This is a genomic window from Shewanella oncorhynchi, from assembly GCF_012584455.1.
GTDB classification, from domain to species: Bacteria; Pseudomonadota; Gammaproteobacteria; order Enterobacterales; family Shewanellaceae; genus Shewanella; species Shewanella oncorhynchi.
Genome location: NZ_JABAEB010000008.1, coordinates 72,058 through 97,626, shown reverse-complemented (window position 1 = coordinate 97,626; position 25,569 = coordinate 72,058). Strand labels below are relative to the sequence as shown.

At 44.8% G+C, this 25,569-nt stretch carries 28 protein-coding genes; 12 read left to right on the top strand and 16 right to left on the bottom strand.

Annotated elements, in window-relative coordinates:
* Positions 1-115: 115 nt before the first annotated feature.
* The 13 genes from ric to HGO26_RS14015 form a co-directional block, all read right to left on the bottom strand.
* The gene (ric, locus tag HGO26_RS14075; RefSeq protein WP_168825909.1) at positions 116-871 is read right to left on the bottom strand and encodes an iron-sulfur cluster repair di-iron protein; all 756 of its coding nucleotides are present in this window, start codon (positions 869-871) and stop codon (positions 116-118) included.
* A 405-nt stretch (positions 872-1,276) separates the two neighbouring features.
* Positions 1,277-2,047 (bottom strand): HNH endonuclease, encoded by a 771-nt coding sequence (locus HGO26_RS14070; RefSeq protein WP_168825907.1) that lies wholly within the window; start codon positions 2,045-2,047, stop codon positions 1,277-1,279.
* Positions 2,048-2,387: 340 nt separating this feature from the next.
* Complete coding sequence (locus HGO26_RS14065) at positions 2,388-3,104, bottom strand: Crp/Fnr family transcriptional regulator (RefSeq protein WP_247651554.1); 717 nt, start codon at positions 3,102-3,104, stop codon at positions 2,388-2,390.
* A 260-nt stretch (positions 3,105-3,364) separates the two neighbouring features.
* The gene (locus HGO26_RS14060) at positions 3,365-4,090 is read right to left on the bottom strand and encodes a nucleoside phosphorylase (protein ID WP_168825905.1); all 726 of its coding nucleotides are present in this window, start codon (positions 4,088-4,090) and stop codon (positions 3,365-3,367) included.
* A 70-nt stretch (positions 4,091-4,160) separates the two neighbouring features.
* Complete coding sequence (locus HGO26_RS14055; protein WP_168825903.1) at positions 4,161-5,366, bottom strand: NupC/NupG family nucleoside CNT transporter; 1,206 nt, start codon at positions 5,364-5,366, stop codon at positions 4,161-4,163.
* A complete protein-coding gene (locus tag HGO26_RS14050) occupies positions 5,363-5,914 on the bottom strand; it encodes an NAD(P)H-dependent oxidoreductase (RefSeq protein ID WP_168825901.1) in 552 nt (183 codons plus the stop codon). The genes HGO26_RS14055 and HGO26_RS14050 overlap by 4 nt, the downstream gene beginning before the upstream one ends.
* Before the next feature lie 390 nt (positions 5,915-6,304).
* A complete protein-coding gene (flhA, locus tag HGO26_RS14045; RefSeq protein ID WP_168825899.1) occupies positions 6,305-8,386 on the bottom strand; it encodes a flagellar biosynthesis protein FlhA in 2,082 nt (693 codons plus the stop codon).
* Between the two features lie 15 nt (positions 8,387-8,401).
* Complete coding sequence (flhB, locus tag HGO26_RS14040; protein ID WP_168825897.1) at positions 8,402-9,532, bottom strand: flagellar biosynthesis protein FlhB; 1,131 nt, start codon at positions 9,530-9,532, stop codon at positions 8,402-8,404.
* A complete protein-coding gene (gene fliR, locus HGO26_RS14035) occupies positions 9,529-10,308 on the bottom strand; it encodes a flagellar biosynthetic protein FliR (protein WP_168825895.1) in 780 nt (259 codons plus the stop codon). Before fliR ends, flhB begins: the two co-directional genes overlap by 4 nt.
* Before the next feature lies 1 nt (position 10,309).
* Positions 10,310-10,579: a flagellar biosynthetic protein FliQ gene (locus HGO26_RS14030; RefSeq protein WP_006083412.1), complete on the bottom strand. Its 270-nt coding sequence runs from the start codon at positions 10,577-10,579 to the stop codon at positions 10,310-10,312.
* Positions 10,580-10,583: 4 nt separating this feature from the next.
* Positions 10,584-11,318 carry a flagellar type III secretion system pore protein FliP gene (gene fliP, locus HGO26_RS14025; protein WP_131523383.1) on the bottom strand — a complete coding sequence of 245 codons (735 nt, stop codon included), beginning with the start codon at positions 11,316-11,318 and terminating at the stop codon, positions 10,584-10,586.
* Positions 11,315-11,674 carry a FliM/FliN family flagellar motor switch protein gene (locus HGO26_RS14020; RefSeq protein ID WP_131523384.1) on the bottom strand — a complete coding sequence of 120 codons (360 nt, stop codon included), beginning with the start codon at positions 11,672-11,674 and terminating at the stop codon, positions 11,315-11,317. The genes fliP and HGO26_RS14020 overlap by 4 nt, the downstream gene beginning before the upstream one ends.
* Positions 11,667-12,548 carry a FliM/FliN family flagellar motor switch protein gene (locus HGO26_RS14015; RefSeq protein ID WP_168825893.1) on the bottom strand — a complete coding sequence of 294 codons (882 nt, stop codon included), beginning with the start codon at positions 12,546-12,548 and terminating at the stop codon, positions 11,667-11,669. Before HGO26_RS14015 ends, HGO26_RS14020 begins: the two co-directional genes overlap by 8 nt.
* A gap of 1,038 nt (positions 12,549-13,586) precedes the next feature.
* Between HGO26_RS14015 and HGO26_RS14010 the strand changes: the two genes are divergently transcribed.
* Genes HGO26_RS14010 through HGO26_RS13980 form a run of 7 tightly spaced genes read left to right on the top strand, consistent with a single transcriptional unit; the run spans position 13,587 to position 20,396 of the window.
* Positions 13,587-14,897 carry a sigma-54 dependent transcriptional regulator gene (locus tag HGO26_RS14010; RefSeq protein ID WP_168825891.1) on the top strand — a complete coding sequence of 437 codons (1,311 nt, stop codon included), beginning with the start codon at positions 13,587-13,589 and terminating at the stop codon, positions 14,895-14,897.
* 28 nt (positions 14,898-14,925) lie between these two features.
* Positions 14,926-15,264 (top strand): flagellar hook-basal body complex protein FliE, encoded by a 339-nt coding sequence (gene fliE / locus HGO26_RS14005; RefSeq protein WP_113940834.1) that lies wholly within the window; start codon positions 14,926-14,928, stop codon positions 15,262-15,264.
* A 12-nt stretch (positions 15,265-15,276) separates the two neighbouring features.
* A complete protein-coding gene (gene fliF / locus HGO26_RS14000; protein WP_168825889.1) occupies positions 15,277-16,953 on the top strand; it encodes a flagellar basal-body MS-ring/collar protein FliF in 1,677 nt (558 codons plus the stop codon).
* Between the two features lie 16 nt (positions 16,954-16,969).
* Positions 16,970-17,956 carry a flagellar motor switch protein FliG gene (locus tag HGO26_RS13995; RefSeq protein ID WP_049821660.1) on the top strand — a complete coding sequence of 329 codons (987 nt, stop codon included), beginning with the start codon at positions 16,970-16,972 and terminating at the stop codon, positions 17,954-17,956.
* Positions 17,956-18,666, top strand: a complete 711-nt coding sequence (gene fliH / locus HGO26_RS13990) for a flagellar assembly protein FliH (RefSeq protein ID WP_131523389.1) — start codon at positions 17,956-17,958, stop codon at positions 18,664-18,666. Before HGO26_RS13995 ends, fliH begins: the two co-directional genes overlap by 1 nt.
* Positions 18,644-19,993: a FliI/YscN family ATPase gene (locus tag HGO26_RS13985; protein ID WP_113940831.1), complete on the top strand. Its 1,350-nt coding sequence runs from the start codon at positions 18,644-18,646 to the stop codon at positions 19,991-19,993. Before fliH ends, HGO26_RS13985 begins: the two co-directional genes overlap by 23 nt.
* A complete protein-coding gene (locus tag HGO26_RS13980; RefSeq protein WP_168825887.1) occupies positions 19,971-20,396 on the top strand; it encodes a hypothetical protein in 426 nt (141 codons plus the stop codon). The genes HGO26_RS13985 and HGO26_RS13980 overlap by 23 nt, the downstream gene beginning before the upstream one ends.
* A gap of 85 nt (positions 20,397-20,481) precedes the next feature.
* Here the strand turns inward: HGO26_RS13980 and HGO26_RS13975 are convergent, their stop codons facing one another.
* From HGO26_RS13975 to flgA, 3 genes are all read right to left on the bottom strand, one after another.
* Positions 20,482-20,937, bottom strand: coding sequence for a flagellar protein FlgN (locus HGO26_RS13975; protein WP_028761850.1), 456 nt, complete (start codon positions 20,935-20,937; stop codon positions 20,482-20,484).
* Positions 20,930-21,211, bottom strand: a complete 282-nt coding sequence (gene flgM / locus HGO26_RS13970; protein ID WP_113940828.1) for a flagellar biosynthesis anti-sigma factor FlgM — start codon at positions 21,209-21,211, stop codon at positions 20,930-20,932. Before flgM ends, HGO26_RS13975 begins: the two co-directional genes overlap by 8 nt.
* A gap of 100 nt (positions 21,212-21,311) precedes the next feature.
* Positions 21,312-22,049: a flagellar basal body P-ring formation chaperone FlgA gene (gene flgA / locus HGO26_RS13965; RefSeq protein WP_131523391.1), complete on the bottom strand. Its 738-nt coding sequence runs from the start codon at positions 22,047-22,049 to the stop codon at positions 21,312-21,314.
* Between the two features lie 96 nt (positions 22,050-22,145).
* Between flgA and flgB the strand changes: the two genes are divergently transcribed.
* The 5 genes from flgB to HGO26_RS13940 are packed head-to-tail and all read left to right on the top strand — an operon-like array spanning position 22,146 to position 25,560.
* A complete protein-coding gene (gene flgB, locus HGO26_RS13960) occupies positions 22,146-22,496 on the top strand; it encodes a flagellar basal body rod protein FlgB (protein WP_168825885.1) in 351 nt (116 codons plus the stop codon).
* A gap of 8 nt (positions 22,497-22,504) precedes the next feature.
* Positions 22,505-22,921, top strand: coding sequence for a flagellar basal body rod protein FlgC (gene flgC / locus HGO26_RS13955; RefSeq protein ID WP_113940825.1), 417 nt, complete (start codon positions 22,505-22,507; stop codon positions 22,919-22,921).
* A 2-nt stretch (positions 22,922-22,923) separates the two neighbouring features.
* Positions 22,924-23,586 carry a flagellar hook assembly protein FlgD gene (locus tag HGO26_RS13950; RefSeq protein ID WP_113940824.1) on the top strand — a complete coding sequence of 221 codons (663 nt, stop codon included), beginning with the start codon at positions 22,924-22,926 and terminating at the stop codon, positions 23,584-23,586.
* Between the two features lie 22 nt (positions 23,587-23,608).
* The gene (flgE, locus tag HGO26_RS13945; protein ID WP_168825882.1) at positions 23,609-24,811 is read left to right on the top strand and encodes a flagellar hook protein FlgE; all 1,203 of its coding nucleotides are present in this window, start codon (positions 23,609-23,611) and stop codon (positions 24,809-24,811) included.
* A gap of 14 nt (positions 24,812-24,825) precedes the next feature.
* A complete protein-coding gene (locus HGO26_RS13940) occupies positions 24,826-25,560 on the top strand; it encodes a flagellar basal body rod protein FlgF (protein ID WP_131523393.1) in 735 nt (244 codons plus the stop codon).
* Positions 25,561-25,569: the final 9 nt, after the last annotated feature.

Below are 25,569 nucleotides of genomic sequence, written 5' to 3'. Positions count from 1 at the left end.
CGACACATGACTTGTTGTAGCACGTCAACAATTGAAAGGCCAGACTTAGGTCTGGCCTCAAGGTTAAGCGGAAAATCTGTAATTTGGAGCCGCTACGGGATAAACATTTAATCAATTATTGAGTCAGAACCAATGCCTTAGGAAAAAGAATATTGTTTTCTAAGTGAATATGCTGATGTAAGTCCGCCTCAAATTCCGCCAGAGTGGCATAACAAACACGCCATGTAGTGCACGCATATTCAGGTGGTGTGAAGTCGTTAGTGAGCTCGTGTAATTTTTGCAAAATCAAACCGACTTCTTCATGCTCATGTTGCATCGCATTGATGGGGTTGCCAATATGGCCAAAGCAAGCCTCAACCTGCTCTCCATGACTCATGGCGCGGATCGCCGGAAACAGTATTTTTTCTTCCTTCATTAAATGTGGCATTAAGTCTTCAACTAAGGCTCGTACCCAACCCGCAAAGGGAACGATTTCGGCATAGTGCTCACCGTGAGCGCGAATCATCTTTTCGGAATATTCGACTAATAAAGGGGCTTTTTCGCGCACGTATTGATGGTGCGTTGATTCTATATATTCGATAAGTTGATCTAAGGGTAATTGATTTAATTCATCTTCTTTGCTACCGGTAAGTGTTGCGGCATTCAGCGCAGCAACCACTTTTGCGGGATCTACATCTGCACGCTCACAGGCGACTTCCAGTGATTTACCCCCGCCACAACAAAAATCGATACCAAATTGACTAAACACATGTGCGCGGCGAAAGTCTTCTGCCACTAGTTCACCTATTTTTCGTTCTAGCCAATGATTGTGTTGAGAATTAAACCCATGGGGTGGGAGTTGTGCATCTTTTGAGACAGAAGTAGCAGACATGAGTAGCTCCAGAGCAGCAATAAAGTTACATTCATATTATTTGCAGCTTTATTTTGTGGCAACTAATCCTGACTGAAATAGTCAGGTTTTGCAGTACCAGTCACATAAATGGAGTCAAATAGAAGGAAGGCTATCTGATTGTTCTGAGCTACAAGCAACAGGAAGCCCAGATATCTTGCCCGTTATTTTGGCCTTGTAACCTTATCAAGTTGGCGTTGAATCAATTCTCTGGAGATTTGATTCATCTTAAGGGGGAAAAACCGCCCTCAAAGAGCCAAAAACGAGGCGCGAGGGCGGGTTTTAGCGGTTGACGTGAATCAGTCTGGGGTAGAGTGATTCACGGGCACAATTTAAAGTAAAACGACCATGAGTAAATTTATGGTTAATGTTCTGTTGACCCAATTTTTAGCTAATTGCCAAACCTGCGCCACAATTTGAAACAAAGCAATTTTTCATTATATTTCCCATGCCGAATTTCGTTTCTTTGGCATTAAACTCAAGGCCGGAATTGGCAACAATGTACGTAACTTCTACTGCTGTAATAGGAAACTCAATGGGCCATCCGTTCGGCCTAGCGTCGTGATAACGCTTGTTGGCGTCGTCGATAGTATTTATCTCAAAATACTCGATTGATACCATGTCACCATTCGGGTAACTAATTTTTACTTTTTTAGCTGAAGGCGGACATTCAATGTCCTCTTCACCGCCAACGTTGAACCATTCATTATTTTGAATGTAAGCCCTTGGCAAATTACTTGTTGATAGTATGTGTAGGTTTAGTAAGAGATAATTATTTTCGTCTCGCTCGAACCAAATAACTGGCTGCTCCCTAAATTTGAAAATAACTGGTGTCTCGTAATAGAAATTACCGCCGACAACAGCTAAGAGGCGATTTCTCATCCAATTGAATTTTCCGCTAACTTGTTTCCAGTTGTCCTTTCCAGTTTGTTTTAGGCTATGAAGTTGTTCTTTGGTAAATGCTCCATGATCAGCTTGTATATGATGTTCTCTGCAAAGAGCGATCATGCCCTCAGGATTATGATGATTATTTTCGCGCCATGGAGGATCGAAATGATGCCATTCAAGATATGGTCGACCACAATCCAGAACAGGACAACCAAATCCGACCTCTTCCCGCAGTGTTCTTTTGACGTCTTCTGGAGGTTTCCTGTTCATATTCGCATCCTTTCAGCCTGACTAAATCAAAGATTATGATTAATAATAACTCTACAAGAGTCATTATATGTAAACGTGACACAAAGTCAGCATACCGCACAATGAATGGGTTTGATGCGTGAACCAGACTAGGCAAGTCTGATTCACTCATTACAAAATCTAACACTTTTTAGATCCATCAGATTGGATTATGGCTCTCCATATTTAGGATTGGATTTATCGCTCTTAACGATAAATGTGCTGATTGATGCAGTTTGTCGATGGCAAAGCTGATGCAAATTGGGTGGTTTGCCTATGAATCCCTTGCATAACCTGATGCTTGATGCAGCATTCTTTTGATCTACTCCGCAATAAAAGTTACTAGCGCCTTTGGGTCGATAATATGCAGCTGCTGATCGCGTTTTTCGACAAGGCCGAGTTCAATGAGGGAGTTGAGTGCGCGGCGGTAGACGCGACTGCTGGTGCCAAAGCGTTCGGCTTCTTGCTCGACTTTGTTAAAGGCTCCGAGGGCGATATTGTTTTGACTGCGTTGTAGCAGATCGAGGGCGATATTGACGGCGATGGGGTGCAATAGGCGGTTGGTGTAGATTGCCATTGAGTCTTGATAATCCCATGCCAGCGCTGAGGCAAAAAAGAGCGCTAGTTGCGGTTGAGTGACTATGCATTGCTGCAGTTTGGCGGCACAAATTACCTCGGCTTCCATCTGATCTTCGGCCATCACTGTCCACTGGCAGGGCAGTTTGGTAAAAAACTCAATTTCGCCAAAAATATGCTGATCACAATTTAGCTCACCTAACTGAAAGCGCCGACCATTATGGGCGCTAGTATACATGGCGACTTTTCCTACGGACACGACATAAAGCTCACGCACATTTTGCCCCTGTTGCAACATGATATCACCGGGGGCAAATTGGCGGCTGGCCGTTTGGCACTGAAATAAGGCCTGCTTAAAGAGTTCGCGCTGCTCGCTTAATGTGTCGCCAAAGCGGCTAGAGAGTTCAGGATGTAACTGCATGTTGATGATAGTTGTGGATATTGATGCGATTAAGGTACGCATTTCGCTGCAAGATTGATACTCATTCGATCATAAAATATGTAAATCCCTGCGTGAGGGCTGGCACTTTGGCGGCGGTAGATGGTCGTTCGCATTGTGTGTCGCCGTTGTTGTGACGCTGCAAACGTGTGTTATGACAGGTCGGTGTGAATGTGAGCTTTAGTGAGAATGATGGCGCATTGGCTGCGCCATTAAGAGGATGACTTGGTCGTTATCTGGATGCATTTATCGGCAAGGCTTACTGCTATTAACCTCAACAAGCTCTAATCACACAGTGCGTTGAGTGCGGCTAAAATGGCATGTTGCTCACCTTGGGCGCTTGCTTTGGACGATGCAACATAGTCATTAACTCCTGCTTTAACATCCTGCTCAAATAGCACTACGTTGGTTAGTATCGCCGCCACTTCAAGTTGGCGCAGTCGGCCGACGGTGAATAACGCAGCGGTTTCCATATCGGCCCCGAGCACGCCTTGGCGATGCCAATAGTGGCAGAGCTCCTGTTCTTGATTGGTATAAAAACTGTCGTGGGAGCGCACTACGCCGCTATGGGCAATAATATGATGCTGCGCGCAGTATGCTTGCAGTTTGCCGACCAAACGATGATTGGCACAGGCCGGAAAGCTGGGCTTTACATAGCTTGCAGAGCCGCCATCATCACGCACTGCGGCCTCGGCAATAATCACATCACCTATCGCTATCTGCGGTTGTAGCGCACCGGCGGAGCCGATGCGGATAAGTTGTTTAACACCGCATTGATACAGTTCCTCAAGGGCAATGATCGCCGAGGGAGCACCAATACCTGTGCTGCAAACGGTGATTATAGTGTCGCCATAACGGCCACGCATTAACCGAAACTCGCGGTTATCCGCCAAGGATTCGACATCCGTTAGATGCGCCGCGATGCGGTTGACTCGATTGGGTTCGCCGCAGACGACGGCTTTTTCACTGACTTGATGGGGCGCGACGAGAATATGGGGTTGAATGCTCATTGTTGACCTTTATCAATTACTTAGCTTGGCGGTAGCCCCGAATGGTATCGGGCTACCGCGAAGGGAAAACTTAGATAAACAAACTGACAATTGCAGCATTCATCAAGTTTGCTAACGTCGCCGCTAGCAGTACTTTCATCCCGAGCTGACCAATCAACCCCGCGCGTTGCGGTATCATTTGACTCAGGGCGCCACACACCATGGCCACTGAGCCGATATTGGCAAAGCCGCAAAGGGCAATGGTCATAATGGCATTGCTACGTGCAGAGAGTTCCACATTGCCCATATTGGCGAAGGCAACAAACTCATTCATGGCGATTTTTTGGCCTAGGAAGGCGCCTGCTGTGCTTGCTTCAGCCCATGGAATACCAATCAACCAAGCTACTGGCGCAAACAAGGTGCCGAGGATCATATCCACGGTTAAGGTTGGCATGCCAAACAGTTCACCAATCGCACCCAATCCGCCGTTCAACAAGGCCATGAGACCAATACAGGCAATAATGACTGCGCCGACGATGGCAGCGATTCCCATACCAGCAATAGCGCCTTTGGCTATGGCATCAATAAAGCTACTGGGCTTTTCATCATCGGGTAATTCTGGCACTTCGTTAACGGTTGGCTCGGTTTCTGGGATAAGCAACTTAGCGAACATCAAACCAGCTGGAGCTGACATAAAGCAAGCCATAATCAGATAGTTAAGCGCAACGCCCATCCCCGCAAGGCCCGCTAAAATGGAGCCAGCAATTGAAGACAATCCACCGACCATCACCGCAAAAATTTGTGCGCGGGTGAGGACGCGGTGGTAGGGCTTGATCAGTAACGGTGCTTCGGTTTGGCCGAGAATAATATTGCCCGCCGCATTCATTGACTCCGCCCGTGACGTGCCGAGCGCCTTTTGCAAGCTGCCGCCAATAATTAACACAAACCACTGCATAATGCCTAAGTAGTACAGCAATGAGGTGAGTGCGGCAGTAAAGATGATTTGCGGTAATACCTGTAACGCCCAGACAAAACCTATGCCTTCAACGCTGAAATTGACTAAGCTGCCAAAGGCAAATTTAATCCCTTCAGTACCATAACCAAAGACTTTGCCTACGGTATTCGATACGGCCAGCAGCACATCGGCACCAATCTCGGTTGCCAGTACAAAAAAAGCTAGCGCGATGATAATGCCAAACGCACCGATAACGGCACGCCAGCTGATCAAACGGCGGTTGTCAGAAAACAGCAAACCTACGCCTAAGAGTACAAAAATGCCGAGGATGGACTGGATCATACTGAGTGGTCCTTATATGAATTAATGGCTGCAATCACACGCTCAGCGTGGGCCTTTGCAAGGGAAAGGGTGTTGGACTTATTGCCACCTTCGGCGGCAGTGGAGTTCATCTCAAAGCTAATAATGGTATCGATAATCTCGACAGCGGCTGCGCGAAATGGGTGTTCGTAAGCTTGTTGGTATACGTTAAAGGGTAAAAAGTTAAAGCCTGTTTCGCTGTAGGAGTCTTCAGTCGCCCCTGCAGTGATAGAAAACAGGACAGGTTTACCTTGGAGCTGGCTACCATTGGGGCCAAAGGCAAAACCATAGGTAAATACCTCATCAATCCAATGTTTGAGCACGGCGGGGTAGGTGCTCCAATAGAGCGGGAATTGCACCACAATCACATCGGCATCGAGCAACTGTTGCTGCTCCGTGGCGGTATCCCCATCAAATTGAGCCACAGAATTAATACGCCAGCCCGGTTGCTCAGCTTCAAGGGTAAGTATGCTGGCATTGGCCACAGACAGAGTTAAGTTGGGGTGCCCGTTTAGCACGAGTATGTTCATTAGCTAGCTCCTGAGAGGAAACGGTGCCGCCATGCAGCCAAAACCAGAGGCTCAAGCACCGAGTTACGAAGTCATGGCGTGGATTATAGGGAGGGAAGAGTGAATACAAGAGGACATTTGTCTCCTAGCACCTGATGCAGCTCATACTATTGTGAAAATTTGATTAACATATCGATGTACAAATGAATGAAGTGATAAGCGCAATGTCGGGTCATACCGAAATGCTAACGTTTATTAAGCGCTAAGCTTAGCTCCCAATCTGTTCATCCTGACTGCGTAAAATAGTGCTAAGTGCATGTGGCACCAATGTCGAACGCCGGTTAGCATTCTGTCATTGATGCTTCTTGCACAATGAAAACTTAATAAAGCGATAGGGCTTAATGCGTTTGATTACCCGAGTTGTCCCGCAATCATAAGTTCTTTTGTTTCAGGGACTTCATTATAGGATAAAACATGAAGTCCACGGGCGAAGGCTAATGCATAACGCGCGAGGAAAGGCCTGAGTTGTGGAGAAACAAGTAGGATAGGGTTATAGCCTTTCTCTTTTGTCTCCGCGAGTAATTGGGGCATTCTTTGTTGTAGCTGCGCCAGTAGATTAGGTTCGATAGGGAAACTATCCAATGCTACTCGGCCCTGTTGCTGCGATTGATTTAACGCTGTCATTAAAGTCTGTTCTAATTCTGCGGTCAGAGTGAGTACATTCAACTGCGGACTGCTGCCTGCGATTTGATGCAAAATACTATTGCGTAAAGCGCAGCGCACATCGGCGGCGAGTAGGACGGGATCTTTGGTTTGCTCGCTGCATTCCAGCAAGGTCGTTGCTATGGTGCGTATGTCTTTTAGCGGCACTTGCTCTTTGAGTAACAAGCGGAAAACTTTGAGTAACTGAATGGGGGTTAAACAGGTACTGAGTGATTCCGCCAGTTTGGGGGCTTGCTTACTGAGTCTGTCAGTTAATTGCATAATATCATCATGTTGCAATAATTCAGGCAGTGATTCGCGCAATAACTTACTGACATGAGTGGCAATGATTGTCGCATTATCGACGACTGAATAACCTAAGTTAAGTGCTTTGGCCTTTAACTCTGGTGCAATCCAAATGGCATCCATTTGGTAAGCGGGTTCCTTGGTTAAAATCCCATCAATTTTACCGTAAACAGGACCACTTTTTATTGCTAACAGCAGATCAGGTTCTAATTCGGCGATAGCCACTTGAGTGCCCATAAAGTTAATTTGGTATGCATGTGGTGCCAAGGCTAAATTGTCGCGCACTCTCACTTCCGATAGCAGAAATCCGATTTGTTCTGAAAGGGTACGTCTGATCCCTGTTAGGCGTTTTTGTAATTCTGCTCCTTTGGTTTTTTCGACTAGATGAACCAATCTATAGCCTAATCGTACTTCGATGATGTCGGTAAAAGGCAGGGATTCCCAGCTTGGCGCTGAAGGTTCTGTCAGGCTGGTTTCTATGAGTTCTTCAGTTTTCTCTTCAGTAAAGGAGGCCTTATTCTGGTTTTGTTTCCACGCCGCAAAGCCTAGTAGTATTGCAAAAGATAAAAATACCAGTGCTGGCATTCCCGGGGTGATACCGAGAATCGCCATCACAATGGCTGCAGTGGCTAAGGTTCTAGGGTTAGCCAGTAACTGTCGACTCAATTGGGTCGGCATTTCTTCTGCATCGGATACCCTAGTCACAATAATTGCGGCAGCAGTGGCGAGTAGTAATGATGGAATTTGTGCAACTAGGCCATCACCAATGGTTAATAACGCATAGGTTTTAAAGGCTTCTGTTGTACTCAGATCATGCATAAAGATGCCTATGCTGATCCCACCAATAATGTTGATGGCTAAGATCAAGAGTCCTGCGATGGCATCTCCTCTCACAAATTTTGAGGCCCCATCCATGGAACCATAAAAGTCTGCTTCTCTGGCGACATCTTGGCGACGTAGGCTGGCTTGTTCATGTGTGAGTGTGCCGGCATTGAGATCGGCATCGATTGCCATTTGCTTACCCGGTAGGGCATCCAATGTAAATCGCGCCGATACCTCAGAGATCCGCTCTCCACCCTTAGTGATTACAACAAAGTTAATAATCATTAGAATTAAGAAGATAACAGCACCGACGACATAGTTTCCGCCAATAACGACTTCACCGAAGGCTTGGATCACTTTACCCGCAGCATCGCCTCCTTCATGACCTTCAATGAGTACTACGCGCGTCGATGCAACGTTTAAGGTCAAACGCATTAAGGTCGCAAGGAGCAATAAGGTTGGGAATACAGAAAACTCTAACGGTCGCCTGATCGAGACGCTCACCAGCAGCACCATGACGGCAAGGACGATGTTAAATGTAAACAAAATGTCCAGTAGCCATGCAGGCAGCGGTAAAATCACCATCGCCAGAATAGCGAGCAGCATGACTGGAATGCCGATATAGCTGTAATTTCCTGAAAAGGTGCGAGAAAGCCAATTCATAGGTTAAGCAATCCTTTAATCGTGACGTAAATTAGGGGGAATAAAAAAATGTGGTAAAGGCTCAGGTTTCTGCTGTAAGCCCTTACGAGATGCTTTTATTTGCATGACATAACTTAATACGTGCGCTATGGCGATAAAAAGGGCACTGGGTATTTGTTGATCGACTTGCGTTGAATGATAAATAGCCCGCGTGAGCGGTGGGATATCAATAATTTCAATATCATGTTTTTTAGCGAGTTCTCGCATATAGAGGGCGAGTTCTTCGGTGCCTTTAGTGATGACGTAAGGCGCATCCGCTAAGTCAGGATTGTATTTTAATGCCACGGCATAGTGAGTAGGATTAACCAAGAGAACATCCGCTTTTGGAATGGTGGTATCTGCCCGAGAGCGAGCCATTCGTTGCTGTATTTGGCGGATTTTAGCTTTAATCTCTGGCTTACCTTCTTGCTGGGTATGCTCGTCTTTTACTTCTTGACGTGACATACGTAATTCTTTGCTGTTATGCCAATATTGGTAAGGCACATCAATAAAGGCGATCACGAGCAGCCCAGTACCAAGATAAAACATGCCTTGCGACAGTAGATTGATGCCATCACGAACCGCTTCATCAATAGGGCGTTGATTGTAGCTAAGTAGTTCTTGTAAGTGACCATTTAAGAAAACCAACATAATTCCGATCAGTAACACAATCTTTAGGCATGACTTGAGTAACTCAACAAGAGATTGAGCGGAAAATATTCTTCCGACACCGGCAAGAGGATCGATTCGACTGTATTTAAAATTAGCATTTCCAAAATTAAATATTGGCCCCCCAGGCAAGGCTCCTGCAACTGCGGCCAACAGAGCAACCATGATGAATAGTGGGCCTAAGATGCTTAGCATTTCGACTAGGCTAGCGCCAAGATGGCGCATCATGATGTCTGGTTGATCTAACTCTGCCCGCGTGAGCAGCATATTGTATTTAGCTAATCCACTGACTCTCGTCGCAAACCAATCCGCATTACTGGTCAGCATGGCAGAGCAACCAACGACCAGTGCTGCGGAGGCAAGATCTTTAGAGCGTGGAACTTGGCCTTCTTCTCTCGCTTTACGCTTTTTCTGCGGTGTAGCTTCTTCTGTTTTATCTTGTTGGGGCGTTTTACTCATGAGATCCCTCCGATAAATTGGTACATGGCAGTTAATGCGTCTAAGCACAGATCACTGTAACGAGTTGGAATGCCGCTTAACGAAAGGAAGACGCAAATCAAGCCCATCAACAAGGTCATGGGAAACCCGAGCGAGAAGATGTTTAATGACGGCGCAGCGCGGCTTAATACACCAAAAGTGATGTTAACCATTAACATGGCGAGTACTGCGGGTATGGCGAGCATCAGCGATGCAGCAAATAGCCAGCCCATTCGACTAACCAATCCCATTAGCGGTAAGTCAAAAATCCCATTTCCAATTGGCCATAAACGAAAGCTATCAACAATGATGTTGAGCCCGACTAAATGACCGTCAAGAGCCAGAAAAATCAATGTACCAAAGATTTGTAACCATTCACTGAGAATGGGGTTGGTGTCGCCATTAGCGGGATCGTTCATCACTGCCATCGCTAGACCCATCTGCATCGACATAATAGTGCCAAGCATGGTCATCACATGGATTAAAATGGTTAAAAATAGCGCGAGCATAAATCCAATGAGTAGTTGCTCTATGGCTAAAAACAATGATCCAAGCGAGAGCGCATCGACAGCGGGAACGGGGGGCAGCATAGGTGCAATAAGTGCTGCAATACTTAAGGCAAGAAAAATTCTTACTGTTGCAGGCACATAGGAATTACCTAACAAGGGCATTATCATAAATGCCCCCATGATCCGGCAGAATGGCCACCAAAGGCTGCCGATTAACATGCTGAGTTCGGTTGAGGTGAGGGAAAGCATATCAACCGATAATATGAGGAATATTCATAAACAGCCTGTCAAATAAATCACTTAGCTGTTGTATGAGCCAATGGCCTGAAAACAGAACCATAAGTAGAGTAATGATAAGCCTTGGCAGAAAACTCAAGGTTTGTTCATTGACCTGTGTCGCAGCCTGAAATACCGCAACGATTAAGCCTAGAATGAGTCCCGGTGTCACCAACACAGAAACCATGATGATGACGAGAAACATTGAGTCAGCAAAGAGCGAGGTCAGTTCATTGATGTCCATCTAGCTACCCAAAACTTGCGGTTAAGGTGCTTACCGTCATAGCCCAACCATCGACTAATACAAAAACCATCAGTTTAAATGGGAGAGAAATAATTAACGGTGACAACATCATCATCCCCATAGACATGAGGACACTTGCGACAACCAAGTCGATAACTAAGAAAGGTAAGAAAAGTAAGAAGCCAATTTGGAAAGCTGTTTTGAGTTCACTCAGTACAAATGCGGGCATAAGGACAAAAAAGGGGACTTCCTCTGCTGCTTTCATGTGTGTGGGTTCGTTAGCTATTTTCAGCATTTGCTCAAGATCAGTTTCTCTTGTCTGCGCCAGCATAAATCGAGTTAAAGGGATTTTGGCTATTGAGACAGCCTCCATCAATTCGATCTTACCTTGGTCATAGGGCAAATAAGCTTCCTTATAAATTTTGTCTCCCACTGGGCGCATAATAAAGATAGTGAGTACTAATGCTATCCCAACAAGCACTCGGTTAGGGGGACTTTGTTGTAGTCCGAGAGCTTGTCGGAGAATTGCTAATACAATGATAATACGAGTAAAACTGGTTAGCATCATCAGCATGATGGGCAGGAAACTAATGGCCGTCATGAGCGCTAAAATTTCGAGTTTAATGTTAACTGCTTGACTGTCTTGAGCGCTATCCAGTGTGAATAAGGTCAGTCCTTCCGATGCGAGGGCTTGGGGAGCAAACAATAGAATCGCCAGTAACAATACCCGAACTATCATTCGTTACTTGTCCCATCGAGAGTAATGCTCTCTATTTCCAGCAAACGTACGCCATATCTGCCAGCCACTTCTACGACTTCGCCTCTTCCTAATAGTGCTCCATTTACTCTGATATCCAGCGGTTCACCCACCATACGGTCGAGTGCGATAACATCACCTTCTCCCATACGATTTAGTTCGCCTAAAGACATTTCAGCACTGGCCAGTTCGAGAGTAACTTGAACAGGAAGTTGTTGAAAAAAATTATTATTTTTCAATTTACGGTTATGGGTGTCCGGCTTTGAAAATGCTCTCTCAGAGAAAATATCGTCCTCTAATAGAAAATCATCATCCGATAAAATAGATTGTTCAGCCAATGTCATGCTCCTCATGCTGATAAATATCTTGGGTCAATTTCGCTACCATCTGTCCTTCATGACTATGCACAGAGGCATGAAATAGCGGTGTGTTTCCGATTGATAACAAGGTTTTTGGATAGAGATTAATAGGTAAAATATCCCCAGTTTTTAATTGGCTGAGTGATTGCACCGGGATGCTATGTTGCCCTAATGTCAGCTGCATTTTTATGGGGAGACTTTTTAGCCAGACGGCTAGTTTTGCGGGTAAATCCGCAGATACTTCAGATTTCTTAGGCTGTTCGGCCAGATGCCCCAGTAAATGCTCAGTTAAGCAAAAGAGCATTGGAGGGGTTAGTGGGCCATTGGTAAAATTGAACGACCATACTGCCGATACTGCGAGTGGCATATGGCCTTTTATGAGCTCAACTTCAAGATTATTGGTTTCGATCGTGCTATTAGGTAGCTCCTCCATTACGGAAAGTAGCAACTTTTTGGCTAACCTAAATTCAGATTGGCTGGGGTTTCTCAAAGGAGAACTTAATGGTGTTGAGGTATTACCGTAATAATTACTCGCCAATTGATCGAGCGTACAGCGATCAATTCTCCAATAACCGAGGGTATTTTGATGATGTTTTAATACAAACCATGAATAGCAATGTTCTGGAACGACAGGTGTTCTAGGTTCTGTTAACGTTGACCCCGAAACAGCGGGATGACCCTGTCTTAGTAGCGGAGATAGGATATTATTTATGGCATCGATAAGTGGACGATGTAGCTTTTCTAGCTGTTGTAATAATCGCGTTCTCGCTAGCTTTTCTTGAACTAGCATAATAGGTCTAATTATTTCATTGGAATTTGATTTTATAAGCCTAGCTTTCGCCGTCGTCTTCATTGTTCTTCCTATTAAACGTGTTTTTACTACTAGAATGCTGCTTGGCTACCTCCGTGATTCAGTTGGCGCATAAAAAACATACACAAACAGAGTGCCTAAATATTTATTTCTTTATCGTTAAGGATTAATGAATTTCTTAAAACAGTTAAGCGTTGAACTTTAGGTTCGACTCTGTTTTAAACGACGAGGATGATAAGTTAATAAGGCTTAAGTATTCAATAATAATTATAATAAATGCTGAAATATATGTGAATAGAATTGTAGGGTAAAGTTGGTTGTGAACAAAATGTTTGTTTTGGGATTGTGTAAGAAGATATTAATGCTTTAGGTTTTGCATTTTCGCGTCAATAAAAAGGCGGTTAGATATTATTTTGACATTTGTCGATATTTTGGCGGGCAATATTTATGTCAGCATTTACATATTGATTATTAATGATGATATTGTGTTGCAAATCTGTTTGTCTTTGATTTTCATTGTTTTTTGTGCGATATAGTTTGTGGTTTATTTAATATAAAACATTGGTGGTTAAATTTTGTCACTATTTTAAAAGTATCGATGGTGCATTTTTATCATTGTCATATATTATTTTACAAATATATTTGGTATAAGTCAGTCCTAAGTTATATGCATCACTTTTTTGCGGTTTTTCTTTTAGACCTTTCATGGTTGGTAGCAATTGATTCATATAATTCGGTGATACCTTAAACTTTGTTGCTGGTCACATTTCTTATCGATGATTGCACTAGAACACGTTTTAACCTTATTTAGTTGAGGGCATATCCTTAGCCATTGTCAATGTGGATACTCATTGTGTGTAGTTCTCTATCGCTGGCTTTGATATTACATGCGGAAATATATCTTCCGCATTTCGCTTCCGCATTTGTTTTTACTGTTCTTAATGGCTTGAGTTATTTATTGCTCATTCATCTAGATGGATAAGTAAGTAGTAATAGATTTTATATACACTCAAACACAAAGACTTATAGGTCTAAATTAAGGTGTTATTTAATGTACTGTAAACGAAAGGGAGTTAGTGAGTGGGTGGCCTAAGTATACGGATTGAAGGGTTAAACATATCTGCGGAACTTGCATGCAAAATAACACATGAGGATTTTTATCTGTGGAGTGATGCAATGGAATTACCTTGGCTCACTATCGTTAACTTATCGGATTGTAGTCCTTGTGATGTGAAGTCCTATCTTGCCCGTTTTCCTGGCCGTAATATCGTCGCGTTATTAGCACCAGAGCAAGGTGAGTTGGCAGCCGCAGCAATGCGAGCTGGCGTACAGGATTATCTATTAATTCCCGTAGAAACTGAGCAGTTACTTGCCTCAATTCAACGATTACACCGTTTAGAGTTACCTGATTCTAGTTTGGTTGTCGCGGCTTCTGTTAGTCGACAATTGTTGATGTTGGCCCATCGCGCCGCAACCACTGAGGCCAGTGTTTTATTATTGGGTGAAAGTGGTACTGGTAAAGAACCGCTTGCTCGTTATATTCATCGCCACTCCTCCCGTTCACATAAGCCTTTCGTTGCGATTAACTGCGCTGCCATCCCTGAAAGTATTCTAGAGTCCGTTCTCTTTGGGCATGTCAAAGGTGCCTTCACTGGTGCCATTTGTGATAAGGCAGGAAAATTTGAGCAGGCCAATGGCGGTACTTTATTACTCGATGAAATTGGTGAAATGCCCTTGCCGTTACAGGCGAAGTTACTTCGGGTGCTACAGGAGCGTGAAGTCGAAAGACTTGGTGGCCAGCATGTTATACCACTGGATATCAGAGTCATTGCCTCTACCAATCGCGACTTAAGACAAGCCGTGGAGTTTGGACATTTTAGGGAGGATTTGTTCTATCGATTAGATGTTTTACCTCTGAAAATTAAGCCTTTAAGAGAACGAAAGGCTGACATCCTGCCTCTCGCTGAACATTTCTTAAATTTATATGGCCAATCTGATTGCTCAAGTCGCTGTTATTTCAGTGAGCACGCAAGGCAAGTGCTCGTGACCTATGATTGGCCCGGAAATGTAAGAGAGCTAGAAAATTGTATTCAACGTGCATTAGTGATGCGTAGAGGCCAGGCGATTCAAGTTGCGGAACTCGGGTTAAACATTCAAGAAGAGATGCTTGAGTTGGAGCCTTTAGGCGCCTCAGATGGGCTTAAAGCGTCAAAACAGCAGGCTGAGTTTCAATATATTATTGATGTACTTAAACGTTTTAATGGGCAACGCACGTTAAGTGCTGAGGCGCTAGGGATGACGACTAGAGCCTTAAGATATCGCCTCGTACAAATGCGAGAAGCGGGTATTGATATTGAAATGTTATTAGAGCAAGCGGGTCGAGCAGCTTAGAGCAATCAAAAAGTAATAGGAATGGAATATGTCTAATGGAGCGATTGTTAGCTCAAATATGTTAATGGAAACCTTAAACATTCATCGTGAAGTGGCTAAAGGGGCGATCAACATCACTTCAAACCCTGCCGATAATGGTATGGCTTATGGGTCATTCACTGACTTGATTAAGAGTAAAGTTTCTGCCGTTAACCAAGATCAGAACCAATCCTCTATGGCGATGGCTGCTGTCGATAGTGGAAAAAGCGATGATCTCGTCGGTGCTATGGTGGCTTCGCAAAAAGCCAGTTTGTCATTTGCGACTATGCTCCAAATTCGTAATCGTCTTGTGCAAGCATTTGACGATGTAATGAAGATGCCTATTTAAGGAATTGTGTGAATGTCTACCACTTTTGTTCAATCAGGTCAGGATATTACCGGGACTGAATCTTCGTCAGGATTCATTGCTGGCATGACCCAAAAATGGCATCGTTTTAACCGTGGTGATCGTCAAGTTATCGCCTTAGCTTTACTTGCGGTGGTTGTCGCCAGTGTCATAGTGTTGATGTTATGGACTGCTACTGCAGGGTATCGACCTTTATATGGCAGCCAAGAAAATGTCGATACCTCTCAAGTGTTAAATGTCTTGGATGCAGAAGGCATTGATTATCGCCTCGAGGCAAATACTGGGGCAGTCCTCGTTGCAGAAGAGCAAGTCGGTAATGCGCGTATGCTTTTGGCCGCAAAAGGGGTAAAAGCGAAAGTACCTTCGGGTATGGAGGCACTCGACAATACCGCGCTCGGTACGAGCCAATTTATGGAACAAGCTAAGTATCGCCATAGTTTAGAAGGTGAATTAGCTCGCACTATCATGTCGTTAAAGTCGGTCCGTGCCGCAAGAGTTCATTTGGCGATACCTAAACAAACTTTGTTTATCCGTCAGGAGCCTGAACTGCCGACGGCTTCCGTCATGCTGCAGCTAGACCCGAATACTCGACTCTCTGAAACACAAGTTGAGGCTATTGTTAATTTGGTTGCTGGCAGTGTGACTGGACTAACGGCCAGTAATATCAAAGTTGTCGATCAAGATGGTCGATATTTAAGTGAGAACATTTCAGGCAATCAAGACCTTAGCCAGTCTAGAAACAAGCAGTTACAGTACACGCGTGAACTTGAGAATAGCTTAGTGGCTAATGCCGCCTCTATGCTCGAGCCTGTGCTTGGTCAAGATAATTTCCAAGTGCGGGTGACTGCAAAAGTAAACTTCAATCAGGTGGAAGAAACTAAGGAGTCACTCGATCCGCAAAATGTCGTGACTCAAGAGCGTACGAGTGTCGATGATTCAAGTAATAGTATTGCCGCGGGAATTCCCGGAGCTTTAAGTAATAAGCCACCCCAAGCAGGCAAAGAGGCGACGAATGATAAGACCCGTAATTTGAAGCAGGAAGAAAGTCGTCAATATGACGTTGGTCGTTCTGTGCGTCATGTTCGTTATCAACAAATGCAGCTCGAAAACCTCTCAGTTTCAGTGCTTATTAATAGTGCTACGGGTCAAGGAGCATTTAATGAAGAGGCTCAACTGGTTAAGTTTGGCAATATGGTCAAGGATGCCATCGGCTTTTCGGCGGCGAGAGGTGACAGTTTTACCATCAATGCCTTTGAGTTTACCCCAACTGTTACAGCGGAATTTACGCCGTCACCTTGGTGGCAATCAGAAAATTACCAAGCTTATTTACGCTACATCATAGGCGGCATCCTTGGCTTTGGACTTATTTTGTTCGTATTAAGGCCGCTGGTTAAGCACTTGACCCGAACCGCTCAAATTACTGCGCCTAGAATTGAGCCCGTTGCATTAAGTGCCGCTTCCGCTGCTGCACTCGATGGGCATTCCGCCGAAACTTTACCAAATCAAGCACATCAGTTACCGAGTGCCGACTGGCTAGGCAGTCAAGGTTTACCCGAGCCCGGCTCACCTTTGACCGTTAAAATGGAGCATTTAGCCTTGCTCGCAAACAAAGAACCCGCGCGTGTTGCAGAAGTGATAGCTCATTGGATAGGCGATAAAGACGGTGAATAATTCAATCGAAATTAAGATGGACAATTACGCCCAAGCGGCCATGTTATTACTGAGTATGGGAGAAGAAGGTGCTGCCATGGTCATGGCGCATTTGGATCGTAACGATGTGCAACACTTAAGCCATAAAATGGCGCGGTTATCGAGTATTACCCAGCAAGAAGCCGAGGCAGTACTCAGCCGTTTTTTCCAACGCTATAAAGAACAATCGGGTATCGCCAGAGCCTCACGGTCCTATTTACAAAAGACACTCGATATCGCTTTGGGAGACAGAGTCTCTAAAAGTCTTATCGATAGTATTTATGGTGATGAGATTAAAGTGCTCGTTAAGCGTCTCGAATGGGTTGACCCCCAATTACTTGCCCGTGAAATCACCCATGAGCACTGCCAGTTGCAAGCGGTATTGTTGGGATTATTACCACCAGAAAGTGCCGCTAAAATCTTAAAAATGTTGCCTAGTGATAGCCAAGATGAGGTGCTCGTTCGTATTGCGCAACTTGGCGAATTAGACCGCAACGTTGTTGAGGAACTGCGGGAGCTGGTTGAGCGCTGCATGTTGATGGCAATGGAGAAAAGTCACACGCAAGTGGCGGGTGTCAAACAGGTTGCCGATATCCTCAATCGCTTCGAAGGCGACAGAGAACAGTTGATGGAAATGATCAAACTCCATGATAAGCAGATGGCGATTGATGTCACCGATAACATGTTTGACTTCATTATTCTTGGGCGACAAAAGCAAGAAACGTTGCAGACCTTATTAGGACAGGTACCTTCTGAAACCCTATCGTTAGCATTAAAAGGCATTGATTTTGAATTAAAAGATGCCTTGCTCAATGCCTTGCCTAAACGTATGTCGTCAGCGATTGAAACACAAATAGAAGCGTTAGGTGGTGTACCTGTTAGCCGAGCGAGTGGGGCGCGTAAAGAGATAATGGAACTGGCGAAGCAATTAATGCAAGAAGGTGAAATTGAATTGCAGCTATTTGAAGAACAGGTCGTTGTTTAATGGAAAACAAGCATTCTCGTTGGCGTCTAAATACCAATCTCGCTCGTCGTTATCGTTTTCCTGCATTACACGATGCGGTTGAATCAAATTCCGATGCGGGCAGTGATTTTCAAAGTTATCAACAAGCATTCGATGAGGGTTATGATGAAGGTGTTATTCAAGGTAAGAGTGCGGGTTATGAGGCTGGCATAGAAGAAGGACGCATTGCTGGACATGCAGCTGGTTTTCATCAAGGTCGGTTAGATGGGCAGTCAGCGGGTAGAGCATCCATCGATGAGCAGCTCAACAGTTTACTTGTACCGCTAGGTGCCTTGAGAGAACTACTCGAAGACGGTCATGCAAAGCAGGTTCGTGAACAGCAAAATTTGATCCTTGAATTAGTACGCCGAGTGTCACAACAAGTGATCCGCTGCGAGCTAACCCTGCAGCCACAACAAATTCTTAAGCTCGTTGAAGAAACCTTGAGTGCGTTGCCCGATGATCAAGCGGATATCAAAATCCATTTAGAGCCGAGTGCCGTGATTAAATTAAAAGAGCTCTCGGAAGATAAAATCCGTGGCTGGAATCTCATCGCTGATAGCAGTATTTCAGCGGGCAGTTGTCGAATTGTGAGTGATAAATCCGATGCAGATGCTTCAGTCGAGACACGACTCGATGCTTGCATGAAGCAGGTTGAAACTAAGTTGAATGAGGCTGAGATTGGAGTCTGATGTATTTCATGACGATTGGCCTCAGGTTCCAGTTGCAAGGGTTTATGGACGTCTCATTCGAGTCAATGGTCTATTGCTTGAGGCTGTTGGCTGTCAGCTTGGCATGGGTGATCGTTGCCAGATTGAAGGGCGAAATGGTCGTTTAATTGAGGCTGAAGTCGTTGGCTTTCATCGGGACGTATTGTGCCTTATGCCGATTGAGCCCACACAGGGCTTGATGCCAGGTGCCAGAGTGCTGCCTATTACGGATGAGCAAACAATTGCTATTGGTGATGGTTTGCTTGGCAGGGTGCTTGATGGACTTGGACAACCACTCGACTTACTGGGCGATTTAACCGGTGTTTCACAAGTCCCGCAATCTCACACGAGTTACAACCCTTTGCTGCGCCAACCTATTCGGCAGCCGCTAGATGTCGGTATTCGCGCCATCAATAGTTTGTTGCCTATTGGTAGAGGCCAGCGACTCGGGCTCTTTGCGGGCTCTGGTGTGGGTAAGAGTGTGTTATTAGGCATGATGACTCGTTTTACTGAAGCAGATGTCGTGGTGGTTGGCTTAATTGGTGAGCGTGGCCGTGAGGTCAGGGAGTTTATTGAAGAAACACTCGGTGAAGAAGGGCGTAAACGGGCTGTGATTATTGCAGCCCCTGCAGATACCACACCGCTGATGCGATTACGTGCAATGCGGTTATCCCACTCCATTGCCTGTGCTTTTAGAGATCAAGGTAAGCAAGTGTTGCTATTAGTCGACTCATTGACTCGTTATGCTCAGGCACAGCGTGAAATCGCCTTGAGTTTAGGTGAGCCTCCAGCAACCAAAGGCTATCCGCCCTCGGCATTTGCACAGTTACCTAGACTGGTGGAAATGGCGGGCAATGGTGAACATCCGACGGGAACGCTAACCGCGTTTTATACCGTATTGGCCGAGGGCGATGATCAGCAGGATCCCGTTGCAGATGCAGCGAGAGCCATTTTAGATGGCCATATAGTGCTAAGTCGTAAATTAGCCGAGCAAGGACATTTCCCTGCGATTGATCTTAATGCGTCTGTGAGTCGCTTAGCCATGCACATAGCGACCTCTAGTAGTATTGAACAGAGTCAGATCTTTAGACATCTTTTGAGTCGTTACAATGAGGTCAGAGACTTATTACCTTTAGGTGGCTACCAAGCGGGCCAAGATCCTGAAATGGATCTTGCTGTGCGAGTGTATCCAGAAATGGCACGATTTCTACGCCAGACTACACACAGTAAAGTCAATTTGGCTGAAAGTTTAGTGCAATTGGAACAGTTGATGGGAGTTATGGGATATGAGCCAGCGTCATCTCTCTAAGTTACGTGTTCAAGCTGAAAAGAAATTAGCGCAGCTAGGGCAAAAACGCGATGATTCCAGCCTAAGTGTCCAACTAAATCAACAACAAAATCAAGCCTTAGCCCAAATGATATTGACTTATCGTGGTGCGAAAGAGGGCTCAAATGTTTTGCTCTGGCAAAATTCCGCAAGTATGGCGCAAGTGTTAGAGCCTATGCGGGTGAAGTTAGCTCAAAAGGAGGTCTTTCTACAACAGGAACAGCTGCGTATTGATCGCCTATGGCGTAAGCAATTAGGGCGTCAGCAAGGTTTGAAGTGGCTTGAAAAACAAACACATATACAAGAACAAGCACAAGTGGCACGTCGTGAACAGGCTGTTGTTGATGATATGGCGGGTTTCTATTACAAGAATAAAGGCCAATAAGCGCTGTGTCATTACAGCTGAGAGCCACCTTTTAAACTATGTCCCATGAGCGAGGGCTTTGGTAACTCTTAATAATTCAGTTTGACTAGCGTTTGGCACCGTAATCAATTTCATGGTGTTGGCCATCTTGATTCAGGATACGGTTAATCGTTTCTTGCTGTATTACGAGTAATCTGCCGTTGGTTTCATTGGCTGTTTGGCTATCTTTCACTAAGAGCTGTAAGTTGTCCCACGACATTTTTATTTGCGGTCTTAGGTGATCAGGTAGCGCCGTGATTAAGCGTCTCATGCCACTATTGTCACTATTAAAACCTAGTGTCGCGAGATTTTCGCTTCGCTGTTTGGCTCTCAAAGCTAACTTGTTACACAGTGCAGTTTGACGCTCGTTATGGGCTAAGAGCGCATCATTATCCCTGCGTTGCATTAATTCACGTTGGTGCTTAAGCATTGATTTTAATTGACTATATCCCTCAAGATCTTGACGAATATCGCGAATTAAACTTTGAACAAGTTCGCGCTTATTTACTTGACTATTATCCATGCTGTATCAATATCTTATCTGCAATTTTATCTAAGCTCAGCTCAAAGCTGCCATTACTTAAAGCCTGACGTATAGCAGCAACTTTATCTGTGTCAACGTCGGAGATGGTATGTAACTCTTTCTGGGTTTGTTCTAACAATTGCCAGTCGTGACTAATATCTTGTCGTGTTGGCGTTGATAGATTTTCTGATTCAACGGGCTTTCTGGGCGTATTAGCGCTCTTACTCGTGCTGAACTCAGTGCTCAAGGCACTGCTAATTTTATTAATTTCCATAGATGTTCATCGTCATAAATGGCTAGATATTAGATATAGGCGACCTAAATAGGATAAATCTAAAATAAATTTTTAAATTTATCCTAAGGTGGCTTAAATGTTAAAAACGGGTTTCAACTCTCCCCTTAGCTATGGGGTAGGCGGTAATGATTTTCCCTGAACTACTATTCCTCACTCTAATGGCATCACCTTGTTTACCCGCATCCATAGCAATCCCAATCATATTGGCATAAAAGGTGGCACTGACTGCTTCAATAATCACTTCATCTCCTATGCTCACGAGTTCTGGTGCACTTAAATTGCTTGCTCTTATGGGTTTGTTTTTGATTATTTTTCTGGCAACCGCTTGCCCTAAAATGTGTTTTTCATCAGTAATAATGTCTTGATCTGACGCAGTTAAGGGCAGCATTTGCCATTGTAGATTTTCTGATGTGACAACTTCATCTCTCTTAAGCGTTTTGTTGGCAACAGGAATGTAGGCGCTGAGAGCAACCTTGGCACGAACATAGAGTGACCAGCCTTCAGAGGCACAGCTTATTTTTCGTTGGATCCGACCGAATGGTAGCCCTTTAGCAGCCTCGACTTGGAGCGCCGTGCTACACGTTTTTAGCTTGGCTGTGCTGGAAGGAATGTGCAGTGTGATTTTTTTGCTGACTTTTTTTATCTCTTGCGATTGTTGCCACTTAGCTATCTCTGCGGCTACGGAGTTTGTCATTTGCTGAGATATTTGTTCTGTCGCCGTGATCTTCCCTTTCGCGTGCACATTGAGCGGAAGTAACCCTATGCTCAGTAAGAAAGTGAGGGAAAAGAACTTTCCGTATATCAATAGCGATTTCATTTAACCAACTGTTTTATATGAATAAGTATATTGGCATGCTAATTGTAAGCTGCTCGACCATCTAAATTAATTACGCATACAGTACTAGGAGTTGAGATGGCTATCAACCTTGATAAAGCATTAGGAATACATCCTCAGACACTCGATTTTAGAGTGGAGAGAAGCAAGGTATTAGCGAGTAATTTAATCAATGCCGAAACTCCGGGGTACAAAGCGAGAGATTTGGATTTCAAAGCGGCCATGAAGCAAGTTGAAGCAGGCATGCAGATGAATCAAGAGTACAACCTCGCTTATCGCATGCCTTATCAAAATTCTGCCGATGATAATACCGTGGAACTCGGTAAGGAACAGGCAAGATATTCACAGAATGCGATGGATTATCAAACGAGTTTGACATTTTTAAACATGAAAATAGCCGGTCTAAAGTCTGCTATTGAAGGTCGTTAGGAGCCTGTATGTCATTTGGCGATATTTATCAAATAGCGGGTGCTGGCATGAATGCTCAGACCATACGTTTAAATACAGTCGCGAGTAACTTAGCTAACGCTGGAACTGCCGCCGAAAACCCTGAGTCGGCCTATCGAGCATTAAAACCCGTATTTGCGACTATTTACGATGCGACTCAACAAGGTGCGATTGGTGCTTCGATTGAAGTGAGTGACATAGTCCAAGCGGATGCCCCATTGGATATGCGTTATGAGCCGAATCATCCCTTTGCCAATGAACAAGGCTATGTTGCTTACTCTAATGTGAACACGATTGAAGAAATGGCTGACATGATGGCGGCAAGTCGTTCATTTGAAACCAGTGTTGAAATCATGAATCGTGCGCGTTCTATGCAGCAAGGTTTATTGCAACTAGGGAATAAATAGCAATGGAATTGGCTCGCTCTGGTAACAACTCGATTCAGAATCCTGCAGGTGCATTAGCGGCACCAGGGAATGATGCTGCGTCATTAAAGAATGAATTTATGACCTTAATGATCGCGCAAATCAAGAATCAAGATCCCACTAAACCGCTTAACAGTGCTGAGTATATCTCTCAATTAGCGCAGTTTTCGCAGGTCGAAAGCTTAGAGGGAATGCGGAAGAATCAATCAAGCCAAATGGTCATGATGGAAAATTTGGGCATAGTACAGTCGGCATCTTTGATTGGTAAGAATGCCATGGTGCCTGTGTCTGAGTTTCAGCTCGATGGTGAAGCGGTTGAAGGCAAAGTGTATTTAGAGAATGCAGCTGAAGGCTTAGATCTTGAAATTATCGATGCACAAGGTCAGGTCGTTAGCACTATTCAACTCGGTGCTCAGGATGTTGGTGATGTTCGGTTCTCTATCGATCCTGCTGAGCTGGGGTTGTCTGCAGGCCAATATGAAATCAAAGCTAAGGCGACACTAGGTGAAAATAGTTTAGTTGCGCCAACGTATATTAAGGCACCGATTGAGAGAATCCATTTCTCCAGTGCATCCGGCATGATGATGGCTGAAATGGGCCATGGTGTTGGGGTTGTTTCTGTGCTCAATATTTCTGAAGTTTCGTAAATTATTTTTATAGGATATTAAGATGTCATTTAACATAGCTTTAAGTGGTTTACAGGCGACGACTCAAGACCTCAACACTATCAGTAATAACATTGCTAACGCATCAACGAGTGGGTTTCGCGGTGGCCGTAGTGAATTTGCATCCATTTATAATGGTAGTCAGGCGGGTGGCGTTGGCGTGATGTCAACGAGCCAAAACTTCTCTAAAGGTGGCAGCTTAACTTATACCGGTCGTCAGCTTGATATGGGGATCCAAGGCGAAGGCTTTTTTGTTCTCAAGGGGAATGATGGCGGCGCCATGTATGCTAGAGCAGGGATGTTCCATAAGGACAATCAAGGCTTTATAACCGATCCAGTCGGTAATCGTTTACAGGGATATTCTGTGAATGCGACGGGAAGATTGCAAACTGGTAATGCGGGTGATTTACAGGTACAAACGGCTTCTTTAGCGGCCAAAGCCACAACGAATGTCAGCATGGTTTCAAATCTCGATGCGAGAGTCGATGTTATTCCTCCAGCTGTCCCAGCCGTGCCATTTGATCCTAAAAATATTGATAGTTATCACTCTATTGGTACCACCAGTGTCTACGACTCTTTGGGTACAGAGCATGTGGTGACTCAGTATTATGTAAAAACAGCGCCGAATGAGTGGACGGTTAATTACACTCTGGATGGGACTCTTCTGCCAGACCAAACAACATTAAAATTTGATTCAAAAGGCATTTTAGATCCAACTACAACAAAGGATACCTTCGACCTTACATTGGGTAATGGGGCATCACCGCTTAAATTTGATATCAATTTTGATAAAAGCACTCAGTATGCCGCCAAATATAACAACTCCAGCTTATCTCAAGACGGTTACACCTCGGGTGAATTGAAAGGTGTGCGTCTGGATGACAATGGTATGTTGTATGGCACTTATACTAACGGCCAAGATCAATTACAGGGTCAGGTCGTCCTCGCAAACTTTAGCAATCCCAACGGTTTATCGGCCGTGAGTAACAATGCTTGGGTGGCTACAAATACCGCTGGGCAAGCGATTATGGGGGCGCCATCTACAGGAACTATGGGCACTGTAACGGGGGGGTATTTAGAGGGCTCGAATGTGGATACGACCGCTGAAATGGTTAACCTCATGTCGGCACAACGTAATTATCAATCTAACGCCAAAGTTCTTGATGTGAACTCGACTATGCAACAAGCATTACTTAATGCCATTTAAGAAGAGACACTGACATGGAGAAGATGCTTTATACCGCCGCCAGTGGTGCAGTTCGTATTCTTGAGGCGCAAAGTATTCGCGCGAATAACTTGGCTAACGCTGAAACTGCAGGATTTAAAGCCGACCTTGAGCGCGTTAATGCCGTGCCTTTAGCTGTTCAAGGTAATAGTTTGAACACAAGGGTTATGGCACAGACTGAGAGTAGTGGTTTTAGCCAGCAAAGTGGGGTGATCAATCCTACGGGCCGTTCATTGGATTTAGCGATCCGCGATCGAGGCTTGTTCAGTGTGGCTGTTGACGGTGTTGAAGCATACACCCGTTCAGGTGCAATTGAGACCAATGCCGAGGGGCAACTGACTATCGATGGCCGACCTGTATTAGGCGTTGATGGGCCGATAGCGTTGCCTGAGCATAAAGATGTCTTTGTGGGTGAAGACGGCACAGTCAGTGTTTTACCCTCCGAAGGCGGGATCATTGAGGAAGTGGGCCGATTAAAGCTAGTGAATCCTGACTTTGCCTTAATGCAAAAGGGGCAAGATGGATTGCTCTATCGTCGTGATGGTCAAGCAGTGCCACAAGATGAAGGTGTGTTAGTGGATAGTGGCTTCCTTGAGTCGAGTAACGTGCAGGCCGTGTCAGAGCTTATTGCATCTATGGATTTGAGTCGTCAATTTGAGATTCAAGTTAAGTTAATGAAAAGTGCAGAAAAGCTGGCCGAGGCTGGTAATCGTCTGCTGGGCAATGTTTAAGGATTATTG

What these genes read in the sequence shown, in the direction of transcription:
- fliR (WP_168825895.1), bottom strand. Translation starts at nt 10,308, where the DNA reads ATGCTTTCCCTCACCTCAACCGAACTCAGCATGTTAATCGGCAGCCTT.
- flhA (WP_168825899.1), bottom strand. Translation starts at nt 8,386, where the DNA reads ATGAATTGGCTTTCTCGCACCTTTTCAGGAAATTACAGCTATATCGGC.
- fliE (WP_113940834.1), top strand. Translation starts at nt 14,926, where the DNA reads ATGTCTAATGGAGCGATTGTTAGCTCAAATATGTTAATGGAAACCTTA.
- fliP (WP_131523383.1), bottom strand. Translation starts at nt 11,318, where the DNA reads ATGATAGTTCGGGTATTGTTACTGGCGATTCTATTGTTTGCTCCCCAA.
- flgE (WP_168825882.1), top strand. Translation starts at nt 23,609, where the DNA reads ATGTCATTTAACATAGCTTTAAGTGGTTTACAGGCGACGACTCAAGAC.
- HGO26_RS13995 (WP_049821660.1), top strand. Translation starts at nt 16,970, where the DNA reads ATGGACAATTACGCCCAAGCGGCCATGTTATTACTGAGTATGGGAGAA.
- HGO26_RS14055 (WP_168825903.1), bottom strand. Translation starts at nt 5,366, where the DNA reads ATGATCCAGTCCATCCTCGGCATTTTTGTACTCTTAGGCGTAGGTTTG.
- HGO26_RS14070 (WP_168825907.1), bottom strand. Translation starts at nt 2,047, where the DNA reads ATGAACAGGAAACCTCCAGAAGACGTCAAAAGAACACTGCGGGAAGAG.
- fliH (WP_131523389.1), top strand. Translation starts at nt 17,956, where the DNA reads ATGGAAAACAAGCATTCTCGTTGGCGTCTAAATACCAATCTCGCTCGT.
- HGO26_RS13940 (WP_131523393.1), top strand. Translation starts at nt 24,826, where the DNA reads ATGGAGAAGATGCTTTATACCGCCGCCAGTGGTGCAGTTCGTATTCTT.
- flgM (WP_113940828.1), bottom strand. Translation starts at nt 21,211, where the DNA reads ATGGAAATTAATAAAATTAGCAGTGCCTTGAGCACTGAGTTCAGCACG.
- flgC (WP_113940825.1), top strand. Translation starts at nt 22,505, where the DNA reads ATGTCATTTGGCGATATTTATCAAATAGCGGGTGCTGGCATGAATGCT.
- HGO26_RS13985 (WP_113940831.1), top strand. Translation starts at nt 18,644, where the DNA reads ATGAGGCTGAGATTGGAGTCTGATGTATTTCATGACGATTGGCCTCAG.
- flgB (WP_168825885.1), top strand. Translation starts at nt 22,146, where the DNA reads ATGGCTATCAACCTTGATAAAGCATTAGGAATACATCCTCAGACACTC.
- flgA (WP_131523391.1), bottom strand. Translation starts at nt 22,049, where the DNA reads ATGAAATCGCTATTGATATACGGAAAGTTCTTTTCCCTCACTTTCTTA.
- ric (WP_168825909.1), bottom strand. Translation starts at nt 871, where the DNA reads ATGTCTGCTACTTCTGTCTCAAAAGATGCACAACTCCCACCCCATGGG.
- HGO26_RS14060 (WP_168825905.1), bottom strand. Translation starts at nt 4,090, where the DNA reads ATGAGCATTCAACCCCATATTCTCGTCGCGCCCCATCAAGTCAGTGAA.
- HGO26_RS14065 (WP_247651554.1), bottom strand. Translation starts at nt 3,104, where the DNA reads ATGCGTACCTTAATCGCATCAATATCCACAACTATCATCAACATGCAG.
- HGO26_RS13975 (WP_028761850.1), bottom strand. Translation starts at nt 20,937, where the DNA reads ATGGATAATAGTCAAGTAAATAAGCGCGAACTTGTTCAAAGTTTAATT.
- fliF (WP_168825889.1), top strand. Translation starts at nt 15,277, where the DNA reads ATGTCTACCACTTTTGTTCAATCAGGTCAGGATATTACCGGGACTGAA.
- HGO26_RS13980 (WP_168825887.1), top strand. Translation starts at nt 19,971, where the DNA reads ATGAGCCAGCGTCATCTCTCTAAGTTACGTGTTCAAGCTGAAAAGAAA.
- HGO26_RS14015 (WP_168825893.1), bottom strand. Translation starts at nt 12,548, where the DNA reads ATGAAGACGACGGCGAAAGCTAGGCTTATAAAATCAAATTCCAATGAA.
- HGO26_RS13950 (WP_113940824.1), top strand. Translation starts at nt 22,924, where the DNA reads ATGGAATTGGCTCGCTCTGGTAACAACTCGATTCAGAATCCTGCAGGT.
- flhB (WP_168825897.1), bottom strand. Translation starts at nt 9,532, where the DNA reads ATGAGTAAAACGCCCCAACAAGATAAAACAGAAGAAGCTACACCGCAG.
- HGO26_RS14050 (WP_168825901.1), bottom strand. Translation starts at nt 5,914, where the DNA reads ATGAACATACTCGTGCTAAACGGGCACCCCAACTTAACTCTGTCTGTG.
- HGO26_RS14030 (WP_006083412.1), bottom strand. Translation starts at nt 10,579, where the DNA reads ATGGACATCAATGAACTGACCTCGCTCTTTGCTGACTCAATGTTTCTC.